Annotated in this window: 17 protein-coding genes and 1 other RNA gene; 5 read left to right on the forward strand and 13 right to left on the reverse strand. The window is 50.1% G+C overall.

Annotated features, from left to right (window positions below; all coding sequences use genetic code 11):
* Window positions 1–540: 540 nt before the first annotated feature.
* The 3 genes from HMPREF2865_RS10765 to HMPREF2865_RS10775 are packed head-to-tail and all read left to right on the forward strand — an operon-like array spanning window position 541 to window position 3,466.
* Complete coding sequence (locus HMPREF2865_RS10765) at window positions 541–1,320, forward strand: (Fe-S)-binding protein (protein ID WP_070647216.1); 780 nt, start codon at window positions 541–543, stop codon at window positions 1,318–1,320.
* Window positions 1,317–2,018 (forward strand): LutC/YkgG family protein, encoded by a 702-nt coding sequence (locus HMPREF2865_RS10770; RefSeq protein ID WP_070460702.1) that lies wholly within the window; start codon window positions 1,317–1,319, stop codon window positions 2,016–2,018. Before HMPREF2865_RS10765 ends, HMPREF2865_RS10770 begins: the two co-directional genes overlap by 4 nt.
* The gene (locus HMPREF2865_RS10775) at window positions 2,015–3,466 is read left to right on the forward strand and encodes a LutB/LldF family L-lactate oxidation iron-sulfur protein (protein WP_070647134.1); all 1,452 of its coding nucleotides are present in this window, start codon (window positions 2,015–2,017) and stop codon (window positions 3,464–3,466) included. The genes HMPREF2865_RS10770 and HMPREF2865_RS10775 overlap by 4 nt, the downstream gene beginning before the upstream one ends.
* Before the next feature lie 189 nt (window positions 3,467–3,655).
* Here the strand turns inward: HMPREF2865_RS10775 and HMPREF2865_RS10780 are convergent, their stop codons facing one another.
* Entirely contained in the window at window positions 3,656–7,489 is a 3,834-nt protein-coding gene (locus HMPREF2865_RS10780) for a DUF3683 domain-containing protein (protein ID WP_070647136.1), read from the reverse strand.
* A gap of 257 nt (window positions 7,490–7,746) precedes the next feature.
* On the opposite strand from HMPREF2865_RS10780, the gene ffs reads away from it, so the two are divergent.
* Window positions 7,747–7,843: signal recognition particle sRNA small type (ffs, locus tag HMPREF2865_RS10785), an RNA gene on the forward strand.
* A gap of 117 nt (window positions 7,844–7,960) precedes the next feature.
* Here the strand turns inward: ffs and HMPREF2865_RS10790 are convergent.
* The 7 genes from HMPREF2865_RS10790 to HMPREF2865_RS10820 all read right to left on the reverse strand — a co-directional run bounded on the left by HMPREF2865_RS10790 (window position 7,961) and on the right by HMPREF2865_RS10820 (window position 13,281).
* Complete coding sequence (locus HMPREF2865_RS10790; protein ID WP_070647138.1) at window positions 7,961–9,178, reverse strand: uracil-xanthine permease family protein; 1,218 nt, start codon at window positions 9,176–9,178, stop codon at window positions 7,961–7,963.
* 167 nt (window positions 9,179–9,345) lie between these two features.
* A complete protein-coding gene (locus HMPREF2865_RS10795; protein ID WP_070647140.1) occupies window positions 9,346–9,657 on the reverse strand; it encodes a hypothetical protein in 312 nt (103 codons plus the stop codon).
* 62 nt (window positions 9,658–9,719) lie between these two features.
* Window positions 9,720–9,929, reverse strand: coding sequence for a hypothetical protein (locus HMPREF2865_RS10800; protein WP_070647142.1), 210 nt, complete (start codon window positions 9,927–9,929; stop codon window positions 9,720–9,722).
* A 109-nt stretch (window positions 9,930–10,038) separates the two neighbouring features.
* Window positions 10,039–10,353 carry a colicin immunity domain-containing protein gene (locus tag HMPREF2865_RS10805; protein WP_070647144.1) on the reverse strand — a complete coding sequence of 105 codons (315 nt, stop codon included), beginning with the start codon at window positions 10,351–10,353 and terminating at the stop codon, window positions 10,039–10,041.
* Window positions 10,354–10,518: 165 nt separating this feature from the next.
* Complete coding sequence (locus HMPREF2865_RS10810) at window positions 10,519–11,793, reverse strand: multifunctional CCA addition/repair protein (protein ID WP_070647217.1); 1,275 nt, start codon at window positions 11,791–11,793, stop codon at window positions 10,519–10,521.
* A 90-nt stretch (window positions 11,794–11,883) separates the two neighbouring features.
* Window positions 11,884–12,846 (reverse strand): SPFH domain-containing protein, encoded by a 963-nt coding sequence (locus tag HMPREF2865_RS10815; protein ID WP_039863787.1) that lies wholly within the window; start codon window positions 12,844–12,846, stop codon window positions 11,884–11,886.
* Between the two features lie 9 nt (window positions 12,847–12,855).
* A complete protein-coding gene (locus HMPREF2865_RS10820; RefSeq protein WP_039863785.1) occupies window positions 12,856–13,281 on the reverse strand; it encodes an NfeD family protein in 426 nt (141 codons plus the stop codon).
* Between the two features lie 125 nt (window positions 13,282–13,406).
* Here HMPREF2865_RS10820 and ung point away from each other — a divergent pair, with 125 nt between their 5' ends.
* Window positions 13,407–14,066, forward strand: a complete 660-nt coding sequence (gene ung / locus HMPREF2865_RS10825; protein WP_070647146.1) for a uracil-DNA glycosylase — start codon at window positions 13,407–13,409, stop codon at window positions 14,064–14,066.
* A gap of 54 nt (window positions 14,067–14,120) precedes the next feature.
* On the opposite strand, the gene HMPREF2865_RS10830 is transcribed toward ung, so the two are convergent.
* The 5 genes from HMPREF2865_RS10830 to HMPREF2865_RS10850 form a co-directional block, all read right to left on the reverse strand.
* Window positions 14,121–15,194 (reverse strand): sulfate/molybdate ABC transporter ATP-binding protein, encoded by a 1,074-nt coding sequence (locus HMPREF2865_RS10830; RefSeq protein ID WP_070647148.1) that lies wholly within the window; start codon window positions 15,192–15,194, stop codon window positions 14,121–14,123.
* Complete coding sequence (gene cysW, locus HMPREF2865_RS10835) at window positions 15,191–16,051, reverse strand: sulfate ABC transporter permease subunit CysW (protein WP_070647149.1); 861 nt, start codon at window positions 16,049–16,051, stop codon at window positions 15,191–15,193. Before cysW ends, HMPREF2865_RS10830 begins: the two co-directional genes overlap by 4 nt.
* A gap of 84 nt (window positions 16,052–16,135) precedes the next feature.
* Complete coding sequence (gene cysT / locus HMPREF2865_RS10840) at window positions 16,136–16,972, reverse strand: sulfate ABC transporter permease subunit CysT (protein ID WP_070647151.1); 837 nt, start codon at window positions 16,970–16,972, stop codon at window positions 16,136–16,138.
* A 160-nt stretch (window positions 16,973–17,132) separates the two neighbouring features.
* Window positions 17,133–17,582 (reverse strand): DUF4124 domain-containing protein, encoded by a 450-nt coding sequence (locus HMPREF2865_RS10845; protein WP_070647152.1) that lies wholly within the window; start codon window positions 17,580–17,582, stop codon window positions 17,133–17,135.
* A gap of 12 nt (window positions 17,583–17,594) precedes the next feature.
* A complete protein-coding gene (locus HMPREF2865_RS10850) occupies window positions 17,595–17,789 on the reverse strand; it encodes a hypothetical protein (protein ID WP_070632972.1) in 195 nt (64 codons plus the stop codon).
* Between the last annotated feature and the right edge of the window lie 52 nt (window positions 17,790–17,841).

Genomic DNA, 17,841 nt, shown 5'->3' on the forward strand with positions numbered 1-17,841 from the left:
AAGTGCTTGAGTGTGCATAGGGTTTTCAAGGTTAAGGAAGAGGTTTTTTCAAGTGTTTGATTTTGATTAAAAGTAGGGTTGAGTATATGGAAGTGGCCTTTTGACGAACTTATCTTTCAGACGGCCTGAGTCTTGTGAGAAAAACTTTTATTTTTATTATGTTAAATATATTTTTATTCCAATGTGGCCGTTTGAAACATATGTAAAGCATAGCGGATTGCTTGTTTCGTCTAAAAACGCGTCATAGCGATTAAATTCATGACTTCTGATGTAAATCAAAATTCTAGAAAGAGGCAGTTATTCTGTTTTAAATAGAGAGGGAATGTACGAATTTCATTCATTAAAAAATGAATCCATCAGTTTTCTTATTGATAGTGGTTATTATGTAGATTATCAAGTTAATAAGGAAAAGGTGTTTGTTTGGTTTGTCATGCTTTTTTAATATTATTTTTTAAAATTAGACTTGACCCATTACAAGCAATTACTTAAAGTATCCATCTTATTTTTACACAAGAAAACGGGTTGTCCCGTTACAAAAAAATGAGTGCAATCAAACCACCACAAATCACCGTATTCGACAGCAAGCCAACTGATGCTTATTTCTTCGGTACTTGCGTTCTCGACCTTTTTATGCCAGAAGCAGGCATGGATGCCATCACTTTAATCGAACAACAGGGTATCCGTATCCATTATCCGATGGAACAAAGCTGCTGCGGCCAACCGGCCTATTCGTCAGGTCATCCTAAAGAAGCCTTTGATGTTGCCAAAGCGCAACTGGATTTATTCCCTGAAAATTGGCCGATTGTCGTGCCTTCCGGTTCTTGCGGCGGCATGATGAAACACCACTGGCCGACTTTGTTTAAAGGTACCGAGTACGAACAAAAAGCCATTGATTGCGCCAACCGTATCATTGAATTTACCCACTTCCTGCTGGCGATTGGTTACAAACCTGAAGATAAAGGTGAGCCGGTTAAAGTGGCTGTCCATACTTCCTGCGCGGCGCGTCGTGAGATGAATGTCCATGTGTCAGGCTGGCAGCTGATTGACGGCATGGAAAATGTTGAACGTATCGTTCACGACCATGAAAGCGAGTGCTGCGGTTTTGGCGGTACATTCTCTGTGAAACAAGCCGATATTTCCGGTGCGATGGTAACCGACAAAGTCGCAGCCTTAAAAGAAACAGGCGCAACTGAAATCATCAGCGCGGATTGCGGCTGCATGATGAATATCGGCGGCAAAATTGCCAAAGACGAACCCAATATGCCACGTCCGAAACATATTGCATCTTTCCTATTGGAACGTACCGGAGGTAAAGCATGAGCGCGCGCGAAAATATTTTAGCGAAATTGAAAAAAGCCGATGCCTTGCCGATGGAAGAACCGCCGGTTTTCGATTATTACCGTGAAATGGGTGTTTCTTGGGCAAACGATGTCGAGCGTTTGAAACATTGGGCGGCTGCCATGCGTGCCGTCAAAACGGAAATCTATTGGGTTACTAAATCTAACTGGCCGCAAGTATTCCGCCAAGCAGCCGAAGGCAAAGGCTTGAAAAACATTCTGCTTCCCTTGGAAACAGAACATGGTCAGCTGGCTCGTGCAGCTTTGGCCGATACCAATATTGAAGTGCGTGGTTTTGAGCGAAAAATCGACGACTGGAAAAACGAATTCTTTACCGATATTGAGGCTGGTTTTAGCGGCTCTAAATGCGGTATTGCCCGTACCGGTACGATTATGCTGGAGTCCAGCCCTGTCGAGCCGCGCAGCCTGAGTTTGGTGCCGCCTGTGCATTTTTGCCTGTTTGACACCAGCAAAATGTACAACGAATTCCATAATGCTGTTGAAGGCGAAAAACTGGTAGAAAAAGGCATGCCTACCAACGTTATTTTGATTTCCGGCCCGTCTAAGACTGCCGATATTCAATTGACTTTGGCCTATGGTGCACACGGCCCGCGCGATTTAGTGGTTTTGGCCGTTCTGCCTGATCACATTTCCCCTGCCGATTTGGAGGAAAAAGCATGAGTTCCCAAACCATTAAATTCCATATGAAGCCGGAAACGTTCAAGCAAAACGCTGCGATTTCTTTGCAAGACAAGCCTCTGCGTAAAAGCTTGCGCACGGCGATGGATATGTTGATGACCAAGCGCAAAGCCGTTTTGACAGATGAAGAAGAGCTGCAAAGCCTGCGTGACTTGTGTGAACATGTCCGTCAACGTTCGTTGTCCAAATTGCCTGCATTATTGGAACAGTTGGAAGAAAACCTGACCAAGTTGGGCGTTAAAGTCCACTGGGCGGAAACACCTGCCGAAGCCTGCCAAATCATTCACAACATCATTACCGATAAAAACGGTAAGCTGATGGTGAAAGGCAAATCTATGGTCAGCGAAGAGATTGAGCTGAACCATTATCTGCAAGATCAAGGCATTAAAGCGATTGAGAGCGACTTGGGCGAGTTTATCGTTCAAATGGCCGGTGAGAAACCAACCCATATCGTGATGCCTGCCATTCACAAGACCAAAGAGCAGGTTAGCGAGCTTTTCCATCAAAACCTCGGCACTCCATTAACAGATGATGTAGACCAGCTGACCGGATTTGCGCGTAAAGCATTGCGCGATATTTACAGTACTGCCGATGTCGGTTTGAGCGGTGTGAACTTCGCCGTTGCGGAAACAGGCACTTTGTGTTTGGTCGAAAACGAAGGCAACGGCCGCTTGAGTACCACTGTACCGCCTGTGCATATTGCCGTTACCGGTATTGAAAAAGTGGTTGCGAAGCTGTCGGATGTTCCGCCTTTGTACAGCCTGTTGCCACGCTCCGCCATCGGTCAGAACATTACCACTTATTTCAATATGATTACCGGCCCTCGCCGTAGCGAAGAGCTGGACGGCCCTCAAGAAATGCACTTGGTACTGCTTGATAACGGCCGTAGCCAAGCTTATGCAGAAGATCAAATGCGCCGTACTTTGCAATGTATCCGTTGCGGTGCGTGTATGAACCACTGTCCGGTTTATACCCGTATCGGTGGCGCGGCTTACGGTACGACTTATCCCGGCCCGATTGGCGAGATTATCTCTCCGCACTTGTTGGGCTTGGATGCGACACGCGATCTGCCGACTGCGTGTACCATGTGCGGCGCCTGTGTTGAGGTTTGTCCGGTACGCATTCCGATTACCGAACAAATGCAACGTCTGCGTGTTGAAGCGCAACGTTCGCCAACCGAAACCGTTCCACATCCTATCCGTGGTCAAGGTGCATCGCATACTTTCGGCGAACAACTGGCATGGCGTACGTTTGACGGTATTTTCAGCGGCAGTAAAGCTTACCGTGCATTCGGTTGGACAGCCTCTAAATTCCGTGCATTGACACCAAGGAAACAGCTGGGTTGGACGGATAACCGTGTTCCGATGAAACCGGCTAAGAAAACGCTGCATCAAATGATGGCAGAGAAACTTCAGAAAGAAAAAGCATAAGGCTTGATAAATAAAACCTGAGGAATAAAAGGCCTCAGGTTTTATTTTTTATTGAATACTGCTGGTGTAGCATCGCTATTTGTAAAGGTATTTGATTTGATTATTGTATTTTGATTCTTTTGAATAAAAAGGCCGTCTGAAAGATTTTCAGACGGCCTTTATTACAGCCACAAGTTTTTGTCTAAGTCCTTAGAGCAATACTTTTTCTACACCGCCGTTATTGGCTTTTTTCACAAACTCATCCAGCCAGTTTTCGCCGAGGATGTGTTTCGCCATTTCAATGACTATGTAGTCGGCAGGCATATTGTTGTCGTCGGCATAGCGGCTTAAGCCTTGCAGGCAGGCTGGGCAGGAGGTGAGCATTTTGACAGGTTCGCCCTGCGGCAGCTCTTTGAGGTTTTTCTCAATTTCCTCTTGTTTGCGGAACTTGACCTGAGTGGCAATGTCTGGTCGTTTTACGGCAAACATACCGGACTCGCCGCAGCAGCGGTCGCTTAAGACGACTTTCTGTCCCATCAGGCTGCTGGCCATTTGGGTGGCGTTCATGGTTTTAATCGGTGTGTGGCAAGGGTCGTGGTATAGGTATTGCTGACCTTGTACGCCGTTTAGCTGCACCCCTTTTTCAAGCAGGTATTCGTGGATGTCGATGATACGGCAGCCTGGGAAGATTTCCTCAAAACGGTATTTTTCCAGTTGGTCGTAGCAGGTACCGCAACTGACGACGACGGTTTTAATGTCGAGGTAGTTGAGGGTGTTCGCCATACGGTGGAAAGCCACGCGGTTGTTGGTGCTCATTTCTTCGGCTTTAGCCTTATTGCCGCCTGCGTCTTGCGGATAGCCGCAACACATATAGCCCGGCGGCAGGACGGTTTGTACGCCGACATGCCAGAGCATGGCTTGAACGGCTAGTCCGATTTGGCTGAACAGGCGCTCAGAGCCGCAGCCGGGGAAGTAGAACACGGCTTCGGCATCTTCCGGAGAAGCCGGATTGCGGATGATAGGAATACTCTTGTCGTCTTCTATACCCAGCATGGAGCGTGGAGTTTTAGCAGGCACGCTTTTCGGCAAAGGACGGTTGATGAAGTGGATAACCTGTTCTTTGATTGAGGCGGTACCGACGGTGGCTTTCGGTTCGGCTTTTTGCTTTTTCGTGCCGATCGGAAGAAGCTTGCCGATTTTGTAGGCAAAGTTTTGCGCAGGGAAGCCGGTCTGTATCATGGCGGCACGAAGGGCTTTGATGGTTTTCGGGCCTGTGGCGTTCAAAAATGCCATGCCCATTGAAGCCGCAGGTGCAAAGCGTTTGTGACCGGAATCGGCAAGATAGTTGCGGACGGCTACGGTAACATCGCCAAAGTCGATATTGACAGGGCAAGGTTTAACGCAGCGGTGGCACACGGTGCAGTGGTCGCCGATGTCCATCAGTTCTTCAAAATGTTTAATGGAAACGCCGCGACGGGTTTGTTCTTCGTATAAGAAGGCTTCGGTCAGCAAGCCTACGCCGAGGATTTTGTTGCGTGGGCTGTACAGCAGGTTGGCACGCGGAACGTGAGTAGAGCAAACAGGTTTACATTTGCCGCAGCGCAGACAGTCTTTGACGGAATCGGCGATGGTGCCGAGGTCTGATTTTTCCATAATCAGCGATTCCGCGCCCAAAAGCTCGAAGGATGGTGTGTAGGCGTTGCGTAAGTCCGAGCCTTTCATCAGTTTGTGACGGTTGAAGGTGTGTTTCGGATCGACTTGGTTTTTGTAGTTCCAAAACGGCTGCAAATCTTCATCGGTCAGAAATTCGAGCTTGGTAATGCCGATGCCGTGTTCACCCGAAATTACGCCGCCGAGCGAGCGGGCGATTTTCATGATGCGTTCGACGGAACGGTAGGCCGTCTGAAGCATTTCGGCATCGTCTGAGTTAACCGGAATATTGGTGTGAACGTTACCGTCGCCGGCGTGCATATGCAGGGCGACGAAGACACGGCTGCGTACGGTTTTAGCGTGGATTTTGCCCAAGCCTTGGATAATTTTGGTATCGGTTTTGCCGCTGAAGATTTCAGAAAGCGGCTTCATTACGTCCGCTTTGACAGACACGCGCAGGCGGAAATCGCGGAAGGCAATAAAGCAGCTTTCATTGTCTTTGGCTTCAGGGGCTGCGTGGACTGCTGCGCCATAGCGAGCTTTATAGTCGGCAAGCGGCGCATCTAAGTTAGCAAGCAGCCATTCCCAACGCGCTTTGACAGCAGAAACATGGGCTAGGGCGTGTTTGCCGCGTTCGCCCAACAGTTCGGCGGTTGGCAGGTCCGTACCCATTTTGTCGATGGGGAGTTTGCCTGACAGATATTGCTCCAAGGCGGCACAGAGTTTGAGTTTGTTTTGGATAGAAAGCTCAATGTTGATGCGTTCGATGCCGTCTGAATACTCGCCGAGCCTTTCGAGTGGGATTACCACGTCTTCATTGATTTTAAAGGCGTTGGTATGTTTGGCGATGGCGGCGGTGCGGCTGCGGTCAAGCCAGAAGGTTTTGCGCGCTTCTGGAGATATGGCGATAAAGCCTTCTCCGTCACGGGCGCGGGCGAGTTCGCAGATGTGTTCGGCGGCTGCCTGCACGGCGGCTTCATCGTCGGAAACCACGTCTGCCAGCAAGACCATTTTAGGTCGGCCTTTGCCTGCCGCTTTGGTGGCATAACCGACGGCACGGACGTAACGCCAGTCTAAATGTTCCAAACCGGCCAGTCGTACGCTTTCATGGGCAAGCAAGAAGTCGCGGATTTCGACGATGGACGGCGTGGCAGTGGCGACCGTACCGAAAAACTCCATACACACGGTGCGCGTGTATTTCGGCATTTTATGCAATACGAAGGCGACGCTGGTGATGATGCCGTCTGTGCCTTCTTTCTGCACGCCGGGCAGGCCGCTTAAGAATTTGTCGGTAACGTCTTTGCCCAAACCGACTTTGCGGAATTTGTGGCCAGGGATTTCCAAGCGTTCGGTTTTAACGATATTGAGACCGTCTGAATCCAGCGTATGTACGTCAAATATGGCGGTTTCTTCATCGTGGATTTTGCCGAAATTGTGGCGCACGCGTTCGATACGCAACCATTCGCCTTGAGGGTTAACCATGTTCCAGTAGGCGAGGTTGTCCAAGGCAGTACCCCACAGCACGGCTTTTTTACCGCCTGCATTCATCGCCACATTACCGCCTACGCAAGACGCATCGGCGGAGGTCGGATCAACGGCGAACACCAAACCTGCCTGATGCGCGGTTTCTTCCACTCGTCGGGTTACCACGCCTGCGCCGCAATGGATAATCGGATGTCTGCCGTCCAAGCCTGCCAGCTCAACGTATTCGACGCCGCGATGCTTGTCGAGTTTTTCGGTATTGATGACTGCGCTGTTTGCGTCCAAAGGTACTGCGCCGCCGGTATAACCCGTACCGCCGCCGCGTGGGATAATGACCAAGTCCAACTCAATTAAGGCGCGCACCAAAGGCGCGATCTCTGCCTCGGTATCAGGATTGACGACGACAAACGGATACTCCACGCGCCAGTCGGTCGCATCAGTAACGTGCGTTACCCGCGCCAGCCCGTCGAACATAATATTGTGCGGCTTGGTGATTTTGCTTAAACGTTCCAAAATCTGATGGCGTTTTTGGATGGTTTCATCAAAACTGCTATCAAAACGTTCGACTGCTTTTTCTGCTGCGGCAACCAAGACATCCACTTGCTGATTGTCGTCGCGGCGCTTGCGGATTTCGTTTAAACGGTGGCGCATTTCCCGCACCAGCGCGGCGCGGCGTTTCGGGTGCTCCAACAAGTCATCGACCAGATACGGATTGCGCACGACCACCCAAATATCGCCCAATACTTCAAACAGCATTCGTGCCGAACGTCCTGTTTTGCGTTGACCGCGCAGGTCTTGCAGGATTTGCCACGCTTCGTCGCCCAACAGTCGGATGACGATTTCGCGGTCGGTATAAGAAGTATAGTTATAGGGAATTTCTCGAATACGCTGAGGGGCAGTAGTCGTGGTCATGGTTGTGTTCCGTTGATGGATGTGTTTTTATATTAAAGGCCGTCTGAAAAATGCAATTTCTTCTTGATGGCGTAAAGTGTTAATGTAGTGTAATTTTCGATATTTTTCAACGGAAAAGACGATAAACATTTCAATGGGAATGATTTGCAACTAGGCAATATTGTTTACAATCTTGTCGTGTAAATGGTTTTCAGACGGCCTGAGAGATTTTATCGCTTGAGTTTTTCTGTAAAACCGCTATAATGCGTTTCTTCTATGGCGGGTCTCCCCGCATGGTAATTCGGAACACCGGGTCAGGGGCGGAAGCCAGCAGCCCACTCTGATGAGCCAGTGCCGGGGGTTCGGCTCGCCACCTTATTCAAAAATGCCGGAGATGGTTAAGTCTCCGGCATTTTTCATTGTATAAAGCGTAATAAAAAGGCCGTCTGAAATCTCATTTTCAGACGGCCTTTGAGTTTATGAGCCAGCTATTTATGCTTCTTCTGATTTTGTATTGGGCAAAACGCAGTTCAGGATAATGGCCAATACGGCGCACAAACCTACACCGGCGAAGCTCAAAGTACCTACTTTGATAATCATGCCGCCGATACCGGTCGTCAATACGGAGCTGACGATAACCAGATTTTTCGGCTGCATCAAATCTACTTTCGCATCAATCAATGTTTTGATGCCCAAAGAGGCGATTGTACCGAACAGCAGCAACATAATGCCGCCCATAACCGGCATAGGAATCGAAGCCAAAAACGCGTTGAACTTACCGAAAAACGCCATAAAAATAGCAAAAATTGCCGCCCAAGTCATGATGACGGGGTTGCTGTTTTTGGTAATCATCACCGCGCCGGTCACTTCGCCGTAAGTGGTCACAGGAGGGCCTCCAATCAAACCGGCTACGCACACGCCTAAGCCGTCGCCGGCAAGGGTTTTGTCCAAGCCTGGGTCTTGAGTGTAGTTTTTACCGGTTACATTACCGATGGCCATAATGCCGCCGATGTGTTCGATGGCAGGGGCGATGGCGACGGGCAACATAAACAAGGCAGCCTGCCAGTTGACTTGAGGCGTTTCAAAATGAGGGACGGCAAACCAAGGAGCGTTGATGATGGCGCTGGTATCGACCAAGCCCATGATCAAAGCCAACACATAACCGGAAGCCACGCCGATCAAAATCGGAATCAGCTTCATCATTTTGCTGCCGAAGACAGAAACAATGACGGTTACCGCAAAGGTAAAGCCGGACAGAATCAGCGAGTCGATATAGTCGATGACCTGTTTTCCATCTGCCTGACCCATGGCCATGCTGCTGGCTGCAGCGGCCACGGACAAGCCGATTACCATAATCACCGGACCGATAACCACAGGCGGCAACAGCTTGTGTACCGCATCCAGACCACGCCATCTGATCAGCGCGGCAAAGACAAAGTACATGAAACCCGCCGCAAACAGACCAAACATGGTAGAAGGCAGGCCCCATTCGCCGATGGAGTAGATAATCGGTGCAATAAAGGCAAAAGAAGAGCCGAGGAAAATCGGCACTTTACGTTTGGTAACCAATTGGAACAATAAAGTGCCCAAGCCTGCGCCCAATAATGCCAAAGCCGGGTTCAGGCCCGTCAGAAGCGGCACAAGCACCATGGCACCGAATGCGACAAACAAAATCTGCGCACCGGCTACCGCCGTTTTAAGCTGATTCATAAAAGCTCCGAAGAAAATTCAAACGGCGCAGATTATACTGATTTATCCTAGTCATGAACATTTATTTACAAAAGGCCTTCTGAACAAATGTAACGATGACACCTGTTCAGACGGCCTTGTTCAATAGCGGATGGTTAATAACTTATCAAAATCGATTAGGAAAATTTTCAGCCGCGTGTTTCGCGCCAAACCAAATAATCGCGCAGGGGCGGCATGGGCGGATTGATGCAGTGCGGACAGATACCGGTTGTGTCTTCATCGTCGCTGTCGATATGGTAGTCGTTTGGATCGAAGCGCACCTGCTGCATCACAGCTTGCGCCAATGCTTGTTCCTGTACGACATCAAATTCAAATTTTTCCAAAATCTCATTCAATAGGCAGATTTCGCCGTCGCTGAAAGATTCGCTGTGTTTGACAATGAGGCGTTGATAATCTTCATTGCTGATTTTTTTGTGAAGTAAATCGGTCTGGATGGTCATGATTTTATTGTTGAAATAAGATGGTCAAGATGCGGATTATAGCAGATATTGTGGTGGCTGTTTCAAAGCTTGTCTATACCATCAAACGCCTTCAACTTCGCTTCAGCCGCCTCTTTGGCTTCGCGGTGCTGCTTGGCTTCGGCATTCAGGCCGCTGATTTTCTGCATCGCGGCAGGCGCGTCAAACGGGATTTCCTTCCCGTCGTCATGCACATATACCGGCTTGCCGTCGGATACCACCACATGACCGTTTTCATCCAATTTCAATTTCATGTTTCAAAACTCCGTAAAAAAAGCGGCATCCGCCGCAAAACGCCCCGTTTTTCCAAACAAAGGGCAATAAAAATGCCGTCTGAAACCAAGTTCAGACGGCATCAAGCCATCAAATCAAACCCTGCCGCCTCATCATCCGATAAGCCTCATCCACATCATCGGTTTGCAGATAAATATCAACAACCCGCTTCAACTGCTCTTTATCATAATCATACGGCTGCATATCATCCCGAAACTCCACAGGACAATAACTGTCGACAGCCAAACTCAAAGACTGTTCGATATAGGGAACAGGCACACGCACGTCATCCGGCTTGCTACTGTTGGCAATCCAATCGTCCATAAACCGGTTGTAAAACGTTTCGGCATCCGTTTTCCCGTCGAAGAAATCTTGCGCCATCTTGGAAAAAACCGTTCTTTTCATTGCAGATAATCCGTATTCAAATAATGCTCGCGCTGTTTTCCACTTATCTTCATTGCCGTTTCAAACCTATTGTCTTTATCAAAAACGACAGCAATATCGGTTTGCCCATTATAAAACACTTTTGAGCCTTCCAAACGGTATCGCCCTTTTAAAACAGTCTGTTCATCATTCAAATGGGAAACAACCGCCTCTTGAATAGCCTCCTATTTTTTCAGCCTGATATGCTTTTTGCAACGGTGTAATTTGTGCCAAGCGGGCATGATCAATTTGTTCGGCAATTAAATGGGATTTTCCTTGTGCGCGGCACTCGGCGGCAATTTTGCCTGCATCTACTTGGTTGGCGGCCTCAAGTAAGGCCAGCCAGTGTTCGCGTTGCGGATAGGGGGTATCTTCAAGATTCAGACGGCCTTGTTTGTCGGCCACGCAAACGTTTAAGGCCGTCTGAAAACGTTCGGGGCGGCGGAATGCGTCGGTTTTTTTCAAAACATTCAAAATGGTTTTGCTTTTGAACTGCCCGACTTGATGGAGCATGATGTGCCAGCGACAGACAAGTTCGGCAAGCTCGGCGCAGTGTTTGGGCGCACGCAGGCGTTGATTGACTTCGCGGACGGGTTCGACGCCGTTGACGTCGTGTCCGTAGTGTTTCGGCAGTATATCGGCCGGTGTTTTTGCCTTGCCCAAGTCGTGCAATAAGGCGGCATAGCGTTCGGCGAGGGACAGGTTCATCTCGGCGGCTCGTTGTACAACCATCAGCGTATGAATACCGCTGTCGATTTCAGGATGATAGTCGGCGCGTTGCGGTACGCCGAACAGGGCATCAAGCTCGGGCAGTAAGACTTTGAGTGCGCCGCATTCGCGCAAAACTTCAATCATTCGGCGCGGATTTTTTTCCATCAAGCCTTTGGCCAATTCTTGCCAGACGCGTTCGGCAACCAAGGCATCCGCTTCGCCGTTTTCTACCATTTGCCGCATCAGCGACAGGGTTTCAGCGGCAATTTGAAAACCATAACGCGCGGCAAAACGGGCGATACGCAAAATCCGCACGGGGTCTTCGGCAAAGGCAGGCGAAACGTGGCGCAGGATGCCGGCCGCCAAATCTTGTTGTCCGCCAAAAGGATCGATGATTGTGCCGTCTGAATCCTGAGCCATGGCATTGATGGTCAGGTCGCGGCGCATCAGGTCTTGTTCCAGCGTAACGTCTTTATCGGCATGAAAGCTGAATCCGGCATAGCCTTTGGCGGTTTTACGTTCGGTACGGGCGAGGGCGTATTCTTCGTGGCTCTCAGGATGGAGAAAGACGGGAAAATCCTTGCCGACGGGTTGATAGCCTTGAGCCAACATGGCTTGCGCATCTGCACCGACGACTACCCAATCGCGGTCTTTGACGGGCAGGCCTAACAGATGGTCGCGGACTGCGCCGCCGACAAGATAGGTTTTGATGGTTTGTGTATTCATATAAAAATCGAACGATATAAAAAGGCCGTCTGAAAAGCCGTATTGGGTTTTCAGACGGCCTGAGTCAGAACGCTATTATGACGCTTTAGGCTTGTTGCCGTCGATGATTTTCAAACCGGCGGAGACCAAGCTGCCGATGTCGGCAACGTTGGCAGGCATAATCAGCGTGTTGCTTTCTTTAGCCAAATTGCTGAAGGCGGCAACGTATTGCTCGGCAACTTTCAGGTTAACGGCTTCAGCACCGCCCTCGGAGCGGACAGCCTCAGCAATTTTGCGGATGGCGTCGGCGTTCGCTTCTGCCACCAGGCGCAGGGCTTCGGCTTCACCTTGTGCGCGGTTGATGCGGGCGATTTTTTCACCGTTTGACGCATTGATGGCGGCTTGCGCTTCACCTTCGGATTGTTGGATTTCTGCTTCGCGCTGACCGCTGGCAAGGTTGATCTGCTCGATTTTACGGCCTTCGGATTCGGCAATGCGCGCGCGTTTTTCACGTTCGGCGGTAATTTGAGCCTGCATGGAGCGCAGAATTTCTTGCGGCGGAACCAAGTCTTTGATTTCGTAACGCAAGACTTTCACACCCCATGCGCCTGCCGCTTCGTCCAAAGCAGCAACAACAATGCTGTTGATTTCGTCGCGTTCTTCAAAGGTTTTATCCAATTCCATGCGGCCGATGACAGATCGCAAAGTTGTCTGCGCAAGCTGGGTAATCGCCATGATGTAGTTGCTGGAACCATATGAAGCGAGTTTAGGATCGGTAACTTGGAAGTAGATGATGCCGTCCACAGTCAGCTGAGTGTTGTCGCGGGTAATACAGACTTGGCTGGGAACATCCAAAGGAACTTCTTTCAGCGAGTGACGATAGGCGACACGGTCGATAAATGGGATCAGGATGTTCAGACCTGCCGTTAGTGCTTTGTGAAAACGGCCTAATCGTTCAACCACATAAACTTCCTGCTGCGGCACAACGATAAAGGATTTGAAACCAAAAACAACAACGACGATGAGGATGAGGACGGGGAGACTGAGCAGAAATTCCATAATGTTTCCTTATGATGATGGTTGGGAGAGTGTGCGGATAATCAGCAGATTGCCGTTTTTGGCGGTAATGACTGCGCTTGAGGCCGTCTGAAAAGTATCTTGAGGCCGTTCGGCTTGTGCCTGCCAATGTGTGCCGCGGTAGGCAACTTCGTAAATATTGTCATGCAGGTGGCGTAGGATGCGGACGTTTTGCCCAATATCCAAATCATCGTTGAGCGCTTGGGGAGCCAAGCGGTTTTTTAGACGGCCGTGTACCAGCCAGATACCGAGTGCGCTGATGATGGCTGCGGTCAAAACGGCGGCAGAAAAGTGACCGCTTAATCCGTACATGATTCCGGCAGCGGCCAGCGCTACGCTGACCACCAAAAGATAAACCGTTCCGATAAACAATTCGACAATCAGAACAACGGCGGCGGCAACAAACCATATCGTCATGCGGCATATCCTTTTAATAATCTTTTGATAATCCTTATCATAATGGCAAGAGCTTAAAATGAAAAGGCTAAGGCTGAAAATTATTTCAGTTATAATAAGTCCATTCAAATACGGAGCGGCAAATAATGCAGACTTGGCACGAGGCGATTGGTGTGGAAAAAGAAAAGGCGTATTTCCAAACGATTTTGGAGAAGGTGCGCCATGAAAGGCAGGCGGGGATAACCGTTTATCCGCCCGAGCGCGATGTATTCAATGCCTTTCGGATGACTGAATTCGGAAATGTAAAAGTAGTGATTTTGGGGCAAGATCCGTATCACGGTGCGGGTCAGGCGCATGGTTTGGCGTTTTCCGTCCAGCCTGAAATTACGGTGCCGCCGTCGCTGGTCAATATTTATAAAGAGCTGGCGACGGATATTGAAGGATTCCAGATTCCTCAACACGGCTATTTGCAGCATTGGGCGGAACAGGGCGTATTGCTGTTGAACACGGTGTTGACTGTCCGTGCCGGATCGGCGCATTCCCATGCGACTTTTGGTTGGGAGGCGTTTACCGATGAAGTCATCCGACAATTGGATAAGGAACGCGAACATTTAGTCTTTATGCTGTGGGGCAGCCATGCGCAGAAGAAAGGTGCGTTTATCGACCGCAGCCGCCATTTGGTGCTGACCGCGCCGCATCCTTCGCCCTTGTCGGCGTATCGTGGCTTTTTCGGCTGCAAACATTTTTCGCAGGCAAACGCTTATTTGCAGGCGCATGGTTTAGAGCCGATTGATTGGCAGGTTTGAATAAGATGAAAGGCCGTCTGAAAGCAGATTTTCAGACGGCCTTATGATTTAGTCTCAAATCGAATATTCAATTAGTTCGTTTTGAGAAAAGACATAAACCTGTTTCGGAATCAGCTTCAATTCTTTGCCTTCGGCGATTTGGTAACGCGCGGCATCGCTGCCAGCCAGCGTGATATGTACGTCCTGTTTGTCGTGTTTTACCAGAATATGCGTCAATGCGCCGACGGCGTGGATTTTTTCGATTTTGGCACGAATCATCGGTGTTTCGTTTTCGGCGGCAAGCTGCCATTCGTGCGGACGAATATAACCGATGGCGGTTTGCTCCTGCCATTTGTAGTGCGCGTCCAATTTCCACGCGAAGCCGTTGTAGTGCCAGATGCCTTTTTCGATTCTGCCTTCAAAAGCATCGGTTTCGCCTAAGAACTCGGTAACGAAGGCGTTTTCGGGTTTGCGGTAAATGGCTTCGGCGCTGCCGGTTTGTTCGATTTTGCCGTGGTTCATGACGACAATTTCGTCGGAAACTTCGAGGGCTTCTTCTTGGTCGTGTGTGACCAAAATGCTGGTTACGCCCAAGTTGTGATGAATATCGCGCAGCCAGGTACGCAATTCTTTGCGCACTTTGGCATCCAGCGCGCCGAAGGGTTCGTCCAAAAGCAGTAGTTTCGGTTCGACGGCGAGGGCACGGGCGAGGGCGATGCGCTGGCGTTGGCCGCCGGAGAGCTGGTGCGGATAGGATTTGGCGAGGTGGGAGAGCTGCACGAGTTTGAGCAGTTCTTCGACTTTGGCGCGGATTTGTTCTTTGGATGGGCGTTCGGACTTGGGCAATACGGTCAAACCGAAGGCGACGTTGTCAAACACGTTCATGTGGCGGAAGAGGGCGTAGTGTTGGAATACGAAACCGACTTTGCGCTCGCGCACATGCTTGGTGGTGACGTCTTGCCCGTCAAAGAGAATATTGCCGCCGTCGGCGTTTTCCAGTCCGGCGATAATGCGTAGGAGTGTGGTTTTGCCGCAGCCGGATGGGCCGAGCAGGGAAACGAGTTTGCCGGTAGGGACGTTGAGGTTGATGTTTTTCAGCGCGTGGAACGCTCCGAAGTGTTTGTTTAGATGTTGAATAGTAATGCTCATGCTGCGTTCCTTTCGGCGGCGGCGAGTTTTTTATCTTGTAATTTTGTGATGATGTTCTGCACCGCCAGCGTCGCCAGTGCTAAAAGTGCCAATACGCCGGAGAGGGCGAATGCGCCGGTGAAGTTGTATTCGTTGTAGAAGATTTCGACCAAAAGCGGAATGGTGTTGGTTTCGCCGCGTATGTGTCCCGATACCACGCTGACCGCGCCGAATTCGCCCATTGCGCGGGCGTTGGTGAGGATGATGCCGTAGAGCAGCGCCCATTTGATGTTGGGCAGGGTAACGCGCCAAAACATCTGCCAGCCGTTTGCGCCGAGAATCAGCGCGGCCTGTTCTTCGCTGTCGCCCTGCGCCTGCATTAAAGGAATGATTTCGCGTGCGACAAAGGGGAAGGTAACGAATAAGGTCGCCAAAATAATGCCGGGGATGGCGAAGATAATCTGTATGCCTTGCGCTTCGAGCCAGCCGCCCAATGCCGTGTGCGCGCCGAACAATAAGACGAACATCAAACCGGCCACCACGGGCGATACGGAAAACGGCAAATCGAGCAGGGTGGTCAGCAACTGCTTGCCGCGAAAGTCGAAACGGGTCAGCAGCCACGCCATCGCCACACCCAAGACGGCATTAACGGGAACGACAATCAGCGCGGTAATCAGCGTCAATTTGATGGCAGACCATGCCTCGGGATCGGTCAGAGATTGCAGGTACAAATCCCAACCGCCTTTTAAGGCTTCATAGAATACGGCAACCAAAGGCACGACCAGCATCAGCAGCAGAAAGCCCAAGGCGGTAGCAGTCAGCAACACGCGCAGCCAACGCGGTTCGCTCAGGTTTGGATTGGTAGAATGGGTTTTCATGTTAGTGAAGTCTCGATTTATTCTTGTATCCGTTTGGGCCGTCTGAAAAATGTTTGCTTAATGTTTCAGACGGCCTGTTGTTTGTTAAACCTTCGCTCCGGCGCGGCGGCTTAAAGTCCATTGCATAATGTTCAAAATCAGCAGGATAACAAACGAAATCATCAGCATAAACAGAGCAACGGCTGATGCGCCCTGAGCATCGTATTGCTCCAGTTTGCCGGTAATAATCAAGGGCAGGATTTCAGACACCATCGGAATATTGCCCGCGATAAAAATGACCGAGCCGTATTCGCCGGTAGAGCGGGCAAACATCATGCCTGCGCCGGTCAACAGGGCCGGTGTGATTTCTGGCAACAGGACGCGGCGGAACGTAGTCCAACGGCTTGCGCCCAAAGTTGCCGCCGCTTCTTCATATTCGCTCGACAATTCTTCCAATACCGGCTGCACGGCGCGGACGATAAAGGGCAGGCTGACGACAATCAGCGCAATCCAAATGCCGATGGGCGTAAAGGCGATTTTGATGCCCAAAGGCTCGAAAAAACGGCCTATCCAGCCATTGGGCGCATACAGGGTTGCCAACGCAATGCCTGTTACCGCCGTCGGCAGCGCAAACGGCAAATCGACCAAAGCGTTTACCAACCCTTTGCCCGGAAATTTATAGCGCACCAATACCCAGGCGACCAGCGTGCCGAACACGATATTGGTCAACATCGCATAAAACGACATCCGCAAACTCAGCCAGACGGCCGCCAAGACATTGGGTTCGGTAATCGTGTTCCAAAATCCGCTCCAGCCGATTTCCGCCGCTTTGGCCGCCATCATCGCAAACGGCAAAACCACCAAAAGTGACAGGCATAAAACCGTCAAACCCAGGCTGAGTTTGAAACCCGGCAATACAGAAGGCGTTTTGAGTAACAACATAATGGCAACCGTCAGAATTTAATACACGCTTACTTTAACAAGGCCATCTGAAAACTGGAAAGAATGCTTTGTTTGGTATAAAGACGATTTTGTTATATTGAAAAGATGAAAAGGCCGTCTGAACATCAAATTTCAGACGGCCTTGCTGGTGTGGTAAGGATCAATAGGCAACAGGATCTTGAGATGCAGGCTGGCGTTGCGCCGCGTCATAGTTTTCCTGAGCCGAGCGGACGGCTTTTTCCAAACCGTTGATCCGTTCGAGATAGCGGGCATAGTTGCGTTCATTGCCATAACGCACTTTTTTGCCTTCTTCCAAATTTTTCTTGGCAGTATCTAAAGCACGCTTGGCCGCGCCGACATCAGCCGGATTGACCGGGGCGACAGCTCCTTCCGCCTGCTCGGCTTTGCTTGGGGAAGTCGGCGTTGCCGGTGTTGAAACAGGAGCAGAAGTATATACGGACGGTTTGCCGATATTGCTGGCTTTGCAGTTTTTGCCGCCAGCTTGGGTATAGACTTTGCGGCCGGCAGAATCGGTACATTCAAAAATAGGCGCGGCGGAAACCGCAGTTGTCAAAGCGAGCAGTAATGTGCTGATCCAGATTTTGTTCATTTTTATTTTTCCTTAAAACCATTTCCACCAAACAAACAAAGCCGCAATCATGATGATGTTGGCGAAGAGGATGGGCTTCCACTGTCTGGGCGCGCGCCGCAATTCAGTGCCAGAGCGCGTGCGGCGGATATAGAAAAACGGGCTGAGCAGCATGGAGGCGGCGCATACCAAAATAATCACGGCGTAATAGATTTTGTGCGTTTCCATATCGTTTCTCCGTTTCAGACGGCCTGAAATGCTACCTACAACGCATTTTTGC

Source organism: Neisseria sp. HMSC073G10 (assembly GCF_001812605.1).
Taxonomy (GTDB): domain Bacteria; phylum Pseudomonadota; class Gammaproteobacteria; order Burkholderiales; family Neisseriaceae; genus Neisseria; species Neisseria subflava_A.